The following is a 13,447-nucleotide window of genomic DNA, read 5'->3' as shown; positions in this document are numbered from 1 at the left end:
CCCGCGGCCCCGGCAGACGTCCGCCCCCGACCCCTCGGAGCCCCACTCGATGGCGAAGAAGCAGCTCACCTACGCCGACGCGCTGAAGATCCTCGGCCGGGACGACTCCGCCGTCCTGGACTTCGCGGAGAGGCTGGTCGACGGCGGCCTGGGCGCGGTCGGCGTGCCCGACCTGTTCGGGCTGCGCGGCGAGATGGTGAACAGGGGCCGCCAGGCCCTGGCCTCGCTGCGGGAGAAGGTCGCCGGCACCAGCCGGATGGACCGGATGGAGCGGATCGAGGCCGCGCTGAAGATCATCGCGGTGGAGGCGCTGTTCACCTCGATCGCCGAGCACCTGGAGGAGCAGGGCGCCCCGCTCTCCCTGGACGACCTGGAGATGACCGGCGAGGAGCAGCTGCTCCTGCTGGAGAAGGTGGGCGGCAGGATCCAGGGGGCCGCCCTCGGCCTGCCGCGCGGCCGGCGGGGGGCCGGGCGGAGGCCGGAGCTCTCCCGCCGCCCCTTCTTCCGCTCCACCCTCGACGAGGCGTTCATCCCGCACATCAAGGGCCTGGCCGCCTGGGACGGATTGAACGACACCGAGCGCTCCCGGCTGGCCGCCGCGCTGCGCGACGAGCGGATCGAGGAGGCCGCCGACCGCAAGTACGCCGACTCCTACCTGCGGATCAGCGCCGACCTGCCGGAGCTGCGGCTCTGGGCGGAGATGGCCGAGCGCGAGGAGGCCCGGGACCGGCTCACCGACGTCGCCGACGGCATGGAGGAGCTGCACCGGCTGCTCGACCAGGTGGCGTCCGGGCGCCCGGTGCCGCGCCGGCTGCGCGAGCTCGCCGCCACGAACCGGGCGGTGCTGGACCGCCCCATCCTGCGCGCCGCGGGCACCGACGGCGGGCTCGTCTTCCCCGGCACCGCGGAGGCCTACGTCGCGCCGTCCGCCCGGTTCGCCTACGCGTTCGGCGCCGCCCCCTCCTCCGACGCCTGGTGGGAGGAGCAGGAGCTGCGGGAGGACACCCCCGCGCTGCTGGCCGCGCTGCTCACCGAACCGCGGAGCACGGAGTCGCCGATCGTCGTCCTCGGCCACCCCGGCGCGGGCAAGTCCAAGCTCACCGAGATGATCGCGGCCCGGCTGCCCGCCTCCGACTTCTTCACCGTGCGGGTGGAGCTGCGCGGGGCCGCGCCGAACGCGCCGATCCACCGGCAGATCGACGAGGGCCTGCGCTCGGTCCTGCACGACGACACCTCCTGGCGGGACCTGGCCGACGCGGCCGAGGGCGCGCTGCCCGTGGTCATCCTGGACGGGTTCGACGAACTGCTCCAGGCCACCGGGGTGGACCGGTCCGACTACCTGGAGCAGGTGCAGGAGTTCCAGCGCCAGCAGCAGGCGCTCGGGCAGCCGGCCGTGGTCATCGTGACCGCCCGGACCGTGGTGGCGCACCGGATGCGCTTCCCCGCCGGATGCCCGCTGATCAGGCTGGAGCCGTTCGACGAGGCGCGGGTCGCCCGGCTGGTGGAGGTCTGGAACACCGCCAACGCCGAGGTGTTCGCCGCCGCCGGACTGGCCCCCGCGCGGCCGGAGGACCTGCTCGCCTACCGCGAACTGGCCGAGCAGCCGCTGCTGCTGATGATGCTGCTGGTCTACGACGCCGCCGGCAACGCGCTGCAGCGGGCGGAGGGGGCGGAGGAGGCGGAGGGGCCGCTGTCCCGGGGGTCGCTCTACGAGGAGCTGCTGGCGATGTTCGCCCGCCGGGAGATCACCAAGCACCGGCCGCACCTGAACGGCGCCGACCTGGAGGAGGCCTGCGAGGCGGAGCTGCGCCGGCTGGAGATCGTCGCGCTGGCGATGTTCGCCCGGCACCGGCAGACCGTGACCGCCGAGGAGCTGGAGCAGGACCTGCGGGTGCTCTTCCCCGACGCGGCGGTCCGCCCGGACGACGCCCAGCTGCACGGCGCGATCAGCGACGCCGAGCAGGTGCTGGGCCGGTTCTTCTTCGTGCACGAGTCCCGGGCCCGGCAGCGGGACCGCACCGCCAGCGTCTACGAGTTCCTGCACGCCACCTTCGGCGAGTACCTGGTGGCCCGGTTCGCCGCCGGCACCCTGGACGACCTGGTCGCCGACCACGCCCGGGAGCGCCGCCGCCGGTTCGCCCGGCCACTGGACGACGGGCTGCTCTACGCGGTCGCGTCCTTCGCGGTGTTCTCCGGGCGCGCCCCGGTGGTGGAGTTCCTGGAGGAGCTGCTGCACCGCAGGTTCGACGGCGACCCGGCCCTCCGGGAGGACTACGCCGACCTGCTGCTCTCGCTCTTCCACGCCGCGCCGTTCCCGAGCGGGAACCGCAGCTTCACCGAGTACGCCCCGGCCCGCGCCACCGTGGTCTACCGGCAGGCGGCCTACTCGGCCAACCTGGTGGTGCTGCTCGTCTGCTGCGCCGATGAGCTGGACATGGAGACGCTGTTCCCCGACCCCGGGACCGACGCGACCTGGACCGAGTGGCGGCGGCAGGCGTGGCTGTGGCGGAGCCTGCAGCACGACGAGTGGCACGGCTTCGTCGACACGGTCCGGGTCCGCTACCTGGGCGGCATGGACGGGCCGGTGAGCGCGGTGGTCTCCCGGGAGCGGGGCGGCCCGGTCAACCTGGGCGAATGCGTGGGCTTCGAGATCCGGGCGGACGGGCCGGGGAGCAACGACGTCCTGGACCCGTACCGGATCGAGCTGCCGGACGGGACGGTCACCTCCAAGCTGCTGCGCAGCGTAGCGGTGCGGGCCATCGGCAGCGCGGCGCGGATGATGCTCATGTTCGGCCCCTACCTGCGGTACGTCGGGGACGACCCACTGGCCTGGTACACCGACCCGGAGGTCCCGGACCTCTCCTGGAGCGAGTCGCACGACGTGCTGCTGCTGCGCCTGATTCCGCCCCCCAATGACCCGGAGAGGCGCTTCGCCGCCTTCCACCGCCTGCTCGGCACCAATGCGCTCGGCCGCCTGGAGCTGCTCGCGCTCCGGCAGGCGGCAGAGGACCTCGAAGCCCTCGAAAAGGAGAATTTCGATATCGACCGCGTCGATCTCGAGCGCCTGGTCGTGAAATACCTGTCCGAGGTCAAAACGGTGGTGCACGGCCCGCTGCTGTCAGGATCCTCCCTGATCACCGTTCTGGACCGCCTGGAGCCCTTCCTCAAGCGGTTCTCCCACCCTTCCCCCGAGGATTTCACCAGGGCCCGCAAGCGCATCCTCGACCTGGCGGCCGAGAACGAAGCGGGCCCCGCCGACCCCGGTGAACAGCCGCACCGGCCCCTGAGCGCCCGCGAGCAGAGCGACCACCAGGGCTCCTACTCCTCCTCGTTGTCCTGAGGGCCCCGGCCGCAGAGCAGAATGGCCCCATGAACGGAACCGATCTTCAGCACCTGCGCCGCTGCGTCGAACTGGCCGAGGAGGCCCTGGAGGGCGGGAACTCGCCCTTCGGGTCGGTCCTGGTGTCCGGGGGCGGCCGGGTGCTGGCCGAAGGGCACAACGAGGAGGCCGGCGGGGACGCCACCCGGCACCCGGAGTTCGCGCTGGCCCGGTGGGCGGCGGAGAACATGTCGGCGGAGGAGCGCGCCGCCGCGACCGTCTACACCTCCGGGGAGCACTGCGCGATGTGCTCGGCCGCGCACGGCTGGGTGCGGCTGGGGCGGATCGTCTACGCCGCCTCCACCGAGCAGCTGGTCGGCTGGCTGGACGGGTTCGGGGCGCCGCAGGCCCCGGTGCGGCCGCTGCCGATCGGGGAGGTCGCGCCGGAGGTGGCGGTGGAGGGGCCCGCCCCCGAGCTGGCCGATGAGGTGTACGCCCTGCACGCCCGGTTCCACGGCGCCGGGTGAGCGGTCCCGCGGACGGCCCGGGTGCGGGCCGCCGCCGACCACCGACCACTGAGCCGAGGGCCGCGCCCGTTCCCGGGGCGCGGCCCGCTCCGGTTTCCCGGACGCGTCCGGGGTCTGCCAGGATTCCCCGATGAGCACTTCGGATGAGGCTTCGAACGGCGCGTCGGACGGCGCTCCGGGCAGCGTTCCCGCCGGCGCTCCCGGCGCTCCCGAGACTCCCGGCGGCGTTCCGGACGCCGCCCGGACCACCGTGCGGCGGGCCGACGAGGAGGACCGGCCGCTGCTGGAGCGGCTGGGGCAGCTGTACATGCACGACCTGTCGGAGTTCCGCGGGAAACTGCCGGAGGCCGACGGCGGGTACCCGTTCCCCCGGCTGCCGCTGTTCTTCACCGAGCCGGGGCGGCGGGCCTACCTGATCGAGGTGGACGGCGCGCCCGCCGGGTTCGCGCTGACCCGGCCGCTGGACGACGGCACCGAGTCGATCGGCGAGTTCTTCGTGGTGCGGGCGGTGCGCCGGCTGGGCGTGGGCCGGCGGGCCGCCGAGGACGTGCTGGGCCGGCGGGCCGGGCGCTGGGGCGTGGCGTTCCAGGAGGAGAACCCGGGCGCGGCGCGGTTCTGGCGGGAGGTCGCCGCCTCGGTCGCGGTGGACGGCTGGGACGAGGAGAGCCGGCCGGTCCCCGGGCGCCCGGAGCTCCCGCCGGACGTGTGGATCTTCTTCGAGACCGGCCGGAGGGGCCCGGTGGAGCGGCGCTGACCCCGGCACCGCCGGGCCGGCGGCGCCGGTGAGCATGTCCCGGCGTTCCGCCACCGGGCCGGGGCCGCCGGGAGCGCGACCCGCGACGGCACGCGCTCGGCGCCCCCGGCATCGGGCCATGGGGGCTTCCCGGCCGGAGGCGGCCAGGGCCCGGAGGCCGGTGGCGGACCGCTTCCCGCGCCTCTCGCGCCCGGTTCTCTCCCCGGCGGCCTCCCCGGCGGCGGCGGAGGCTGCGGCCCCGGCCTCCGGGCCCGCCGCCTCCGCCGCTCCTCACGCCTCTCCGGCCGCGCCGGCCGTTCCGCTACTTCCAGTCGCCGGTGCCGAGGACGACGCCGTGGTCGGTGAAGACGTCCGGGTCGCCCTCCTCGAAGGCGGTGCCGGCGGCGACGGCGCCGCCGCCGGGGACGCTCGCCAGCGCGGTGATCGACAGGTCGTACTTGCCGCCGTCCACCGTGTGGCGGGTGGTGGCGCCGTCGGCGGCGCGGTGCACGAAGACGGGGTTCCAGCCGCCGTCCTCGATCCACAGGCCGCCGTCGCCGTCCTCGGCCACCGCGACGTAGGAGCCCTCGGCCTCGCCGTCGGTCTCGACGGTCCAGGACTCGCCGTCGTAGTGGCCGATGAGCGGCCGGTGGTGGTTCTTCTCCTCGCCGTCCTTCCAGAAGACGTGGCCGACCGCCCACACGTCGTCGGCCGCGAGCGCGACCACGTCGTCGAAGACCGCGTTGGCCTCGCCGCCGGGCAGCTCCACCGCGGGCACGTCCATCGGCGTCCACTCGGTGCCGTTCCAGCGGTCCGCGCCGGGCTGGTCGCCGTCGGCGCCGACCGCGAAGACGTCGTCCTCGGCGACGGCGGACAGCGCCCGGTCCACGGTGGGGGCGGGGTAGTCGCGCCAGATCTCGCCGTCGAAGAAGGCCGCCCGGTCCCAGCCGTCGACCGGCCGGGAGAGCATCCACACGGCGTCGGAGGAGACGGCCTCGATGTCGGTGGGCCGCAGCGCCGGGTCGAGTTCCACGGCCGACCAGGAGGCGCCGTCGTAGTGCAGCGCCGAGGCGCCGTCCTGCGGGGAGACGCCGGCCGCCCACACGTCGTCGGCGGAGGCGGCGTCGGCGGCGGAGGGGACCGCCGTCCAGCCCTCGGGGGTGGGCTCCCGGGTCCACTCCGACCCGTTCCAGCGGTGGATCCAGGTGGTCCCGTCGCTCTGGGCCTCGTCGTCGCCGAACGCCCAGACCGCGTCGGGGCCCGCGGCCGCGACGGCGTCGAACGACCCGCCCGCCTCCCCCGATCCGTGGACCTGCTCCCAGGCGGACTGCGCCTGGGCGGGGGCGGCCGCCGCCGCGGCCAGGGCGAGGCCGGCCACCGCCGCCGTCCCCGCCGTGATCATCGGGCGTGCCCCGGCACGTCGCGTCATCGATTCACTCTCCAGTCGCTCATCGGCCGTCGCTCCGCGGATCGCGGATCTCCGGTTGGGACGTCCGAAGAGGGCGTCCTGTTGTCCTCCGGGGGCCGAAAACCCCCGATTCTTCAGGGTTTCCGGCCGCTGACCGACGTGCCGGCGTGCCGCCGGGCCGGGCAGGGCGGGTGGGGCGGGCCGGTCAGCCCAGCACCCGCTCCAGGAACGCGGCCAGGTTGGCCCTGGTCCGCTCGATCTGCTCGGCGGTGGAGAGCGACTCGTCGAGCCGGCCGCCCGCCCCGGGGGTCTTCAGGCCGCGCACGTACAGCGAGCAGCCCAGGTCGGTGCAGGCGTACAGGCCGACGGAGTTGCCCTCGCGGCCGCTCTTGCCGGCCTTGCGCGCGGTCATCAGGGAGACCCCGCCGGAGGGGTGGGTGGTCAGGCAGAGCGAGCAGAGGCTGCGGTGCAGGAAGTTGCGCTTGCGCCGGGCCGGGGAGCCGAAGGCGACGCCGACCAGGCGGCCGCCGTGCTCGGCGACGAGGTGGCCGCGCTCCGGCGATCCCGGGTCGCGCCAGCCGAGGAAGTCCAGGTCGTCCCAGGACGTGTCGGGCAGGTCGCGCGGGAGCGGGGCGCGCCCGGCCTCCCCCTTGGAGCAGTTGACGAACGAGGAGCGGATGTCCTTCTCACTGAGCGGTCTCATGCCTCCGGACGCTAGCGCCGCCTAGGTATCCTAGGCAAAAGATTATTCCCCCTAGGCGAACGGATACGGAGGTGGCAGCGTGCCCCGTGCCGGACTGACGACCGAGCGGGTCGTGGCGGCCGCGGCCGACATGGCCGACGAGGCCGGGCTCGACGCGGTCACGATATCGGCGCTGGCCCGCAGGTTCGGCGTCAAGGACGCCAGCCTCTACTCGCACGTGGCCGGCGTGCGCGACCTGCGCACCCGGATGGCCCTGCTCGCCTCGCGCGAGCTGGCGGACCGGCTCGGCGGGGCCGTGCAGGGCCGGGCCGGCAAGGACGCGCTGAAGGCCTTCGCCGACGCCTACCGGGAGTTCATGCTCTCCCACCCGGGCCGGTACGCGGCGATGCAGGTCCGGATCGACCCGGACGCGGCCGTCCCGGGGGCGGGCGCCGACGCCGACGGGCCCCGCCGGCTGATCGAGACCACCGGCGCCCTGTTCCACGGGTACGGGCTGAGCGAGCCCGACCTCACCGACGCGGTCCGGCTGGTGCGCAGCACCTTCCACGGCTACGCCTCCCTGGAGGCGATCGGCGGCTTCGGCCATCCCCGCGGCGTCCAGGACTCCTGGGAGCGCACGGTCGACGCGCTGGACTTCCTGCTCCGCAACTGGCCGCAGACGCGGTAGCCGGCGGGCCCGCCGCCCCGCAGGCAGGCGACCCCGGACGGACGCCGGACGCCCGCCTCCCCTCCGTGCACCGTCCCCGTCTCCGGAGGCGGCCCTCCTCCTCAGGCTCCTCTCCGGCACGGCGGGGCCGACGCCCCGCACCGCGCGGCGCAGCGGTGGGCGGAGGCCCAGGGGCACCCGGGAGGCGCGGGCCCGCCTCCGGCGGCCCTCCGGTCCCGCCGCCCGACACTCCGCCGCCCGAGGTCCCCGCCGCCTGACGGCGGGCGGAAGCGGCCGCCCCGCCGGTCCGGTTCCCCCGCGCGGGGGAGCCGGGCCGGGCGACTTCGCTCCCCGGACGGAGCCGCGGAGGCGGCGGCCGGACGAGACTGGGGCCATGCCCGCTCCCCGCTCGGCCCCGGCCCCGGATCCGGCGCGCACCCGGCGCCTCGTCCGCGCCGCCGGCCTGCTCGCCGCCGCGCACTGGCTCTTCTACACCGCGGAGAAGGCCTACCTGGCCGCGGTCGGCCGACTCGGCATGCTCGGCTCCCCCGACCCGCCCGCCGCGTCCTACCGGGAGATCCCCGACGTCGCCGCGGCCCAGCTGGGCAACGCGGCCGTCGGCGCGCTGGCCACCGCCGTCCTGCTCCTCGCGCTCACCCGCGCCGGGCGGTCCGTCCCCCGCCCCGTCCTGCTCGGCGCGCTCCTGCTGACCACCCTCGCCACCGCCGGCGCCGTCGCCCTGCTGCTCCCGCACGCCAACTGGGCCCACCTGGCCCTCTCCGTCCTCGGCCTGTGCGCCGCCGCCCACCTGACCTACGCCTCCTTCCACCGCCTCCCGGGAACGGCGCACGGCCGGCCGGGTCCGTGACGGCCGCAGGCGGCCCCGGCTCCCGCCTTTCGGCAGGTCTTCCGCCCCCTCCCCCGTTCGAAGCCCGCCTCAACCGGTTGCGAGCACCGGGAAGTGCCACCGCCACTCCGGGGCCGGGGACGGAGCGGGCTCCGTCCAGGCCTCCCGGCACGGCGCGCCTTCCCGGTGGGCCTCGCGGGGGAGGTATCCGTTCAAAAGCGACCTGGTCCCAAAGCTTCTGTCGAGCAGCCTGGCGCAGTCCGAGATGGGAGAGACCTCCGCCGGAGGCGCCTCCCGGTAGGCGCCGGCCTCCAAGACGAAGGCCCTGCCGTTCGGGAAGTCGACGCCGCAGGCCGCCCGGAGCACGCCCCCCGCGCACAGTGCCGCGTACTCGTGGGAGAGGGCCCCGCCGAACGTGGAGTCCTCGATCAGCACGACAGGTGCGGCCAGACTGAGCAGTGAGGCCAGCCGGAGATCGGTCTCGTCGAAGGCGTCGAGCGGGTCCGGGGCTGCGGGGATTCCCGCGGCGGCCCGCCAGGCGCCTGGGTCGGCGACGTCGAGCGCTCCCTGCGCCACGGCGAGCGCGCCCCCGGTGCCGTACTCCAGTTCCCACGGCGACGGCAGCACCCAGCCCCGCGGCCATCCGGGGCCGCCGACGCGCAGGGCGTGCCCCGAACCGCCGGGGATCACCACGTCGAACAGCGCCGGCACATCGGAGTCGAGCGTGAGCACGCAGCTGAGGTCGAATCCCATCCGGGAATGCTGGCACGCCCCGGGCGGGTACCGCACCCCGGTTCCGGCGGGGCGCGAAGCACCCGGATCCCGTGGGAGCGAACGGTGCGGCTCCCCTCGACGCTCCCCTTCGGGGGTCTACTCCTGGGCGGGCGAGGCCGGCCGGGCCAGGAGTTCACGGGCGAGCACACCGGTCCGCCATTCCTCGATGCGCTCGGGGGGCCAGCCGCGCTCCTCTGTGAGGACCGTATAGACGTCGATGCTGCACAGCGCCGCGTAGGCGTCGACCGCGGCGGGCACGTCCAGGCCACCGCGGAGGGTACCGGGAGCCCAGGCGGAGAACACCCGGATACGGGTCTCGTCGGCCCTGCGGCGGCCGTCCCGGTAGGCCTCGGCGAGTTCCGGTTCGGTGCGGCCCGCCTCGCGCACCAGGGCGATGACATCGCCCGCCTGCTCGAAGAGGCGCCTGTCGCAGGCGGCCATCGCGGCGAGCTGGCGCTGCGGGTCCTCCCCGGCGGCCTCCAGCTCCTCGGCCGTCCGCGGGATCCCGGCGGCCAGGTCGGCCGCGTCGGCCAGCGCCCGGGCCAGGCCGGTCTCGTTGCCGTAGGCCGCATAGACGGTCGGCACCGACACCCCCGCCTCACGCGCCACCTCGCGCACGGTCGTCGCCGCCCACCCCTGGGCGACGAAGAGCCGCCGCGCGGCCTGGGCGATCCCGGCCCGGGTCTGCTGCGCCTGCGCGGCGCGGCGAGTCGTACCGGCGCCGGTCCTTCTCTTCCGCCATGCTTCCCTTTTCCGGTTAACGAGACTCATATTCAATATCTGACACGTAAACCGAATAGCGGGGCGGCCTCGCCGGCCTTCTCCCGAGCCGGAGGCCTCGCTGCCATCGGCTTCGCCACCCTGATCGTCCTCGGAAACGCGGTCGCGGTCCCCGCCGGGCTGCCCACCACCGGTGCCGGAACCGGCGAGGTCTCCGCCTTCTTCGGTGAGCAGGGCGGAGCCGCCGGCCTCTCCGCCGCGCTCACCCCGGCCGCCTGGATGCCGGCCGCGCTGTTCGGCGCCGGGGCGGTCGCCGCGATGCGCCGGGCCGAGCGCGAGCGGGGCGAGACCTGGCCCCTGGTCGGCTTCGCCGGCCTGCTCCTGCAGAACCCCGCGTTCACCGTGGTCGTCGCGGTCCGGCTCGCCCTGGGAGCGACCGGGGACGGTACCTCTGCGACCGCCGGGCTGTGGGCACTGCACGAGGCGGTGTTCACGCTCAACGGCGCCTTCCTGGCGCTCGCCCTGGTCGGGCTCTCCGTCGGCGGCCTGCGCACCGGGCTGATCCACCCGTGGCACGGCACGCTGGGGCTGGCGTCGGCGGCGCTGCCGTTCGCCTCGGCCACCCCCGCCCCGCTGATCGTCGGCGAGGGCGGGCCGCTGGGCCTGCTGGGGCCGGCCGGATGACTGATGTGGGTGGTCTGGCTCCTCGGCTACGGCGCCGCGCTGCTCCGAGCGGGGGCGCCCCGGACCACGCAGCCGGTCACCGGCTGACCCTCCGCCCGCCGCGGTCTTGGCGGTGGTGTCGGGCGGGAACCATATCGGCATCAGGGCGGGGGCCCGTCCGCGGCCCGGCGGCGGGGGGCGCCCTCCGGTGCGGCAGGGGAGGGTCCGATGAAGGCAACCGAGCCGATCGCCGCGGACCTCGGCGACATCGCCCCGGACGCGCTGGGGCTGGCCGGCGGGAAGGCCGTCAACCTGGGGATCCTGATCCGGGCGGGGCTGCCGGTGCCGCCCGGGTACTGCCTGACCACGGCCGCCTACCGGCGGGCCGTCGGCTCGGCGCTGGACGGGGTGATCGCCGAGCTGGCCGCGGTGGCGCCCGCCGACACCGCCGCCCTGGCCGAGGCGGCCCGGCGCGCCCGGGAGCTGGTGCTGGCCGCGCCGGTCCCGGAGGAGGCCGCCCGCGCCGTGCGGGAGCGCGAGGGAGAGGACGGCGGACCGGTCGCGGTGCGCTCCTCGGCCACCGCCGAGGACCTGCCGCAGGCCAGCTTCGCCGGCCAGCAGGACACATTCCTCGGCGTGGCCGGCGCCCCGGAGGTGCTGGAGGCGGTGCGCCGCTGCTGGGCGTCGCTGTGGACCGACCGCGCCGTCGCCTACCGGGCCGCCAACGGGATCGACCACGCCTCGGTCCTCCTGGCCGTGGTGGTGCAGCGGATGGTGCCCGCCGAGGCCGCCGGGGTGATGTTCACCGCGGACCCGGTCGCCGGGACCCGGAACCGGGCGGTGATCGAGGCCGCCCCCGGCCTGGGCGAGGCGGTGGTCTCCGGGGCCGTCGACCCGGACCGGTTCACCGTGGACCTCTCCACCGGGCGGATCCTCCAGCGGCGCCCCGGGGCCCGCCCCGCCCCCGAGGGGCCGGGGCAGACCGGCGCGGGGGCGGGCGGTGGGTCCGGGCGGGGGCCCGCGCTCTGTCTCGCCGATGGGCAGGTGCGTGCGCTGGCGCGGCTCGGTGAGCGGGTGGAGCGGCTCTACGGCGCCCCGCAGGACATCGAGTGGGCGATCGGCCCGGACGGGGCGCCGCAGCTGGTCCAGGCCCGCCCGATCACCACGCTGTTCCCGGTGCCGGTGCGCCGGGCGCCCGGTGGCGATCTGCGCGTCTACTTCAACTTCAGCCTGGCCCAGGGCGTGCAGCGGCCGTTCACCCCGATGGGGATCGAGGCGTTCCGGCTGATGTCGGCGGGGGTGGCCCGGCGGCTCGGGTTCCGCGTGGACGACCCGCGGGACGGCGCGCCCGCGGTGACCGAGGGCGGCGGCCGGCTGTTCCTGGACGCCACCAACGCGGTGTCCAGCTCGCTGGGGCGGACCGTGCTGCCCCGGCTGATGGGCATCATGGAGGCCCGGTCGGCGCAGGTGTTCCGCACGCTCACCGGCGACCCGCGGTTCCCGCTGCGGTACCGCTCGCCCTGGCCGGTGCTGCGCCGGGTGGTGCCGGCGGCGGTGCGCGGCGGGGTGCCGGCGGCGTTCGTCCGCGCCCTGGCCGACCCGGCGGGCACCCGGGCCCGCGCCCTCCGGCTGACCGAGGAGGTGCGGCGGCGCTCCGCCGTGCCGCCGACCGCCGACCCGGTCCGGCTGCTGGACGACGCCGAGTGCCTGCTCATGTCGGTCCTGCCGGTGGTGATGGTGCGGAGCGGGCCGGTGCTGATGGCGGCCGGGGCGGCGCTGCTGGCCGCGATCCGGCTGCTCGGCCCCCGGCTGCGCCCGGGGGAGGTCGCCGAGGTGCTGCAGGGCGTGCCGCACAACGTGACCACCGAGATGGACCTGGCGCTGTGGCGGCTGGCCGAGCAGGTGCGCGCGGTGCCGGCCGCCGCCCGGCCGCTCCTCGACGCCTCCCCGGAGGAGTCGGCCGCGCGGTACGCGGAGGGGACGCTGCCCGAGCCGCTGGCGTCCGGGCTGGACGGGTTCCTCGCGGTGTACGGGCACCGCGCGGTCGCCGAGATCGACCTGGGCGCGCCGCGCTGGTCGGAGGACCCGCGGCACGTCCTCGGCGTGCTCGGCAACTACCTGCGGCTGGAGGACCCGGCGGCGGCGCCCGGAACCCGGTTCGCCGCGGGGGCCGCGGCCGCCGAGGCCCGGCTCGGGCGGCTGGCCGGGCGGGCCGGCCCGGTGCGGGGCCCGCTGGTCCGGTTCGCCCTGGGCCGGGTGCGCGCCCTGGTGGGCCTGCGCGAGCTGCCCAAGTTCACCATCGTGCTGGCGCTCGCCGGGGCGCGGCGGCGACTGCGGGAGGTGGGGGCGGCGCTGGCGGCGGAGGGGGCGCTGGACCGCGCCGAGGACGTGTTCTTCGTGACCCTGGCCGAGGCGCGCGCCGGGCTGGCCGGGGCCGACCTGCGGGAGGCGGCCGACCGGCGCAGGCGGGCGTACGACCGGGAGTCGGCCCGGCGGCGGCTGCCCCGGGTGATCCTGTCCGACGGCACCGAGCCGGAGGCGGTGGCGGCCCCGGCGCCCGCCTCCGGCGCCGCGCTGACCGGAGTCCCGGCCTCGCCGGGGACCGCGTCCGGGCCGGCCCGGGTGGTACTCGACCCGGCGGGCGCCCGGATCGAGCCGGGCGAGATCCTGGTCTGCCCCTCCACCGACCCGGGCTGGACGCCGCTCTTCCTCACCGCCGGCGGCCTGGTGATGGAGATGGGCGGCGCCAATTCGCACGGCGCGGTGGTCGCCCGGGAGTACGGCATCCCGGCGGTGGTGGGCGTCGCGCGCGCCACCGAGCTCATCCCCGACGGGGCCGGGGTCACCGTGGACGGCACCTCGGGGACGGCCGCCGTGGAGGCGGGCGCCTGACCCGGGTGTTCCGCCCCGGGACCTGTCCTCCCGGAGGCCGGCGCGTTCGGCCTACCGGTCGCGGAGGCGGGCGGGGCCGGGGCCGCCGCCCGGCACCGGGGTGCTCGTGCTCCGTTGCGCCCCGGCGCCTCCGGCGCACCGGCCGTGGAGGCGGGCGGAGGAACCGGGTTCCGCCCGGTGCGGGGCCCTTGCGCCCCCCGGGTCCGGCCGCGGCG

Annotated in this window: 11 protein-coding genes; 7 read left to right on the top strand and 4 right to left on the bottom strand. The window is 76.4% G+C overall.

The genetic code is table 11. The features are described 5' to 3' along the window. Nucleotides 1-49: 49 nt before the first annotated feature. The 3 genes from D459_RS0109945 (at nt 50) to D459_RS0109935 (ending at nt 4,600) form a co-directional block, all read left to right on the top strand. Nucleotides 50-3,340, top strand: coding sequence for an NACHT domain-containing protein (locus tag D459_RS0109945; RefSeq protein ID WP_017592855.1), 3,291 nt, complete (start codon nt 50-52; stop codon nt 3,338-3,340). Nucleotides 3,341-3,369: 29 nt separating this feature from the next. After that, entirely contained in the window at nt 3,370-3,846 is a 477-nt protein-coding gene (locus D459_RS0109940; protein ID WP_017592854.1) for a nucleoside deaminase, read from the top strand. Between the two features lie 130 nt (nt 3,847-3,976). Beyond that, complete coding sequence (locus D459_RS0109935) at nt 3,977-4,600, top strand: GNAT family N-acetyltransferase (protein WP_020380110.1); 624 nt, start codon at nt 3,977-3,979, stop codon at nt 4,598-4,600. A gap of 301 nt (nt 4,601-4,901) precedes the next feature. On the opposite strand, the gene D459_RS0109930 is transcribed toward D459_RS0109935, so the two are convergent. Then, nucleotides 4,902-6,008 carry a hypothetical protein gene (locus D459_RS0109930; protein ID WP_152522937.1) on the bottom strand — a complete coding sequence of 369 codons (1,107 nt, stop codon included), beginning with the start codon at nt 6,006-6,008 and terminating at the stop codon, nt 4,902-4,904. A gap of 184 nt (nt 6,009-6,192) precedes the next feature. Next, nucleotides 6,193-6,690 (bottom strand): FBP domain-containing protein, encoded by a 498-nt coding sequence (locus D459_RS0109925; protein WP_017592851.1) that lies wholly within the window; start codon nt 6,688-6,690, stop codon nt 6,193-6,195. Between the two features lie 79 nt (nt 6,691-6,769). Here D459_RS0109925 and D459_RS0109920 point away from each other — a divergent pair, with 79 nt between their 5' ends. Both D459_RS0109920 and D459_RS33580 read left to right on the top strand, forming a co-directional pair. Beyond that, nucleotides 6,770-7,357, top strand: a complete 588-nt coding sequence (locus D459_RS0109920; RefSeq protein WP_017592850.1) for a TetR/AcrR family transcriptional regulator — start codon at nt 6,770-6,772, stop codon at nt 7,355-7,357. A gap of 373 nt (nt 7,358-7,730) precedes the next feature. Continuing rightward, nucleotides 7,731-8,204, top strand: a complete 474-nt coding sequence (locus D459_RS33580) for a hypothetical protein (protein WP_017592849.1) — start codon at nt 7,731-7,733, stop codon at nt 8,202-8,204. 69 nt (nt 8,205-8,273) lie between these two features. Here D459_RS33580 and D459_RS0109910 read toward each other — a convergent pair whose 3' ends face one another. After that, entirely contained in the window at nt 8,274-8,936 is a 663-nt protein-coding gene (locus tag D459_RS0109910) for a hypothetical protein (protein ID WP_017592848.1), read from the bottom strand. Nucleotides 8,937-9,053: 117 nt separating this feature from the next. Further along, on the bottom strand, nt 9,054-9,728 hold the full coding sequence (locus D459_RS31255; protein WP_081620508.1) for a TetR/AcrR family transcriptional regulator: 675 nt from the start codon (nt 9,726-9,728) through the stop codon (nt 9,054-9,056). 228 nt (nt 9,729-9,956) lie between these two features. Here D459_RS31255 and D459_RS31250 point away from each other — a divergent pair, with 228 nt between their 5' ends. Both D459_RS31250 and D459_RS0109895 read left to right on the top strand, forming a co-directional pair. Next, nucleotides 9,957-10,361: a hypothetical protein gene (locus D459_RS31250; RefSeq protein ID WP_017592846.1), complete on the top strand. Its 405-nt coding sequence runs from the start codon at nt 9,957-9,959 to the stop codon at nt 10,359-10,361. Between the two features lie 207 nt (nt 10,362-10,568). Next, on the top strand, nt 10,569-13,232 hold the full coding sequence (locus D459_RS0109895) for a PEP/pyruvate-binding domain-containing protein (protein WP_017592845.1): 2,664 nt from the start codon (nt 10,569-10,571) through the stop codon (nt 13,230-13,232). Nucleotides 13,233-13,447: the final 215 nt, after the last annotated feature.

Origin of the sequence: Nocardiopsis potens DSM 45234, from assembly GCF_000341105.1 — a bacterium.
Taxonomy (GTDB): domain Bacteria; phylum Actinomycetota; class Actinomycetes; order Streptosporangiales; family Streptosporangiaceae; genus Nocardiopsis_A; species Nocardiopsis_A potens.
Note: the sequence above shows the minus strand (reverse complement) of the source record. Positions and strands in the feature narration are given on the sequence as shown.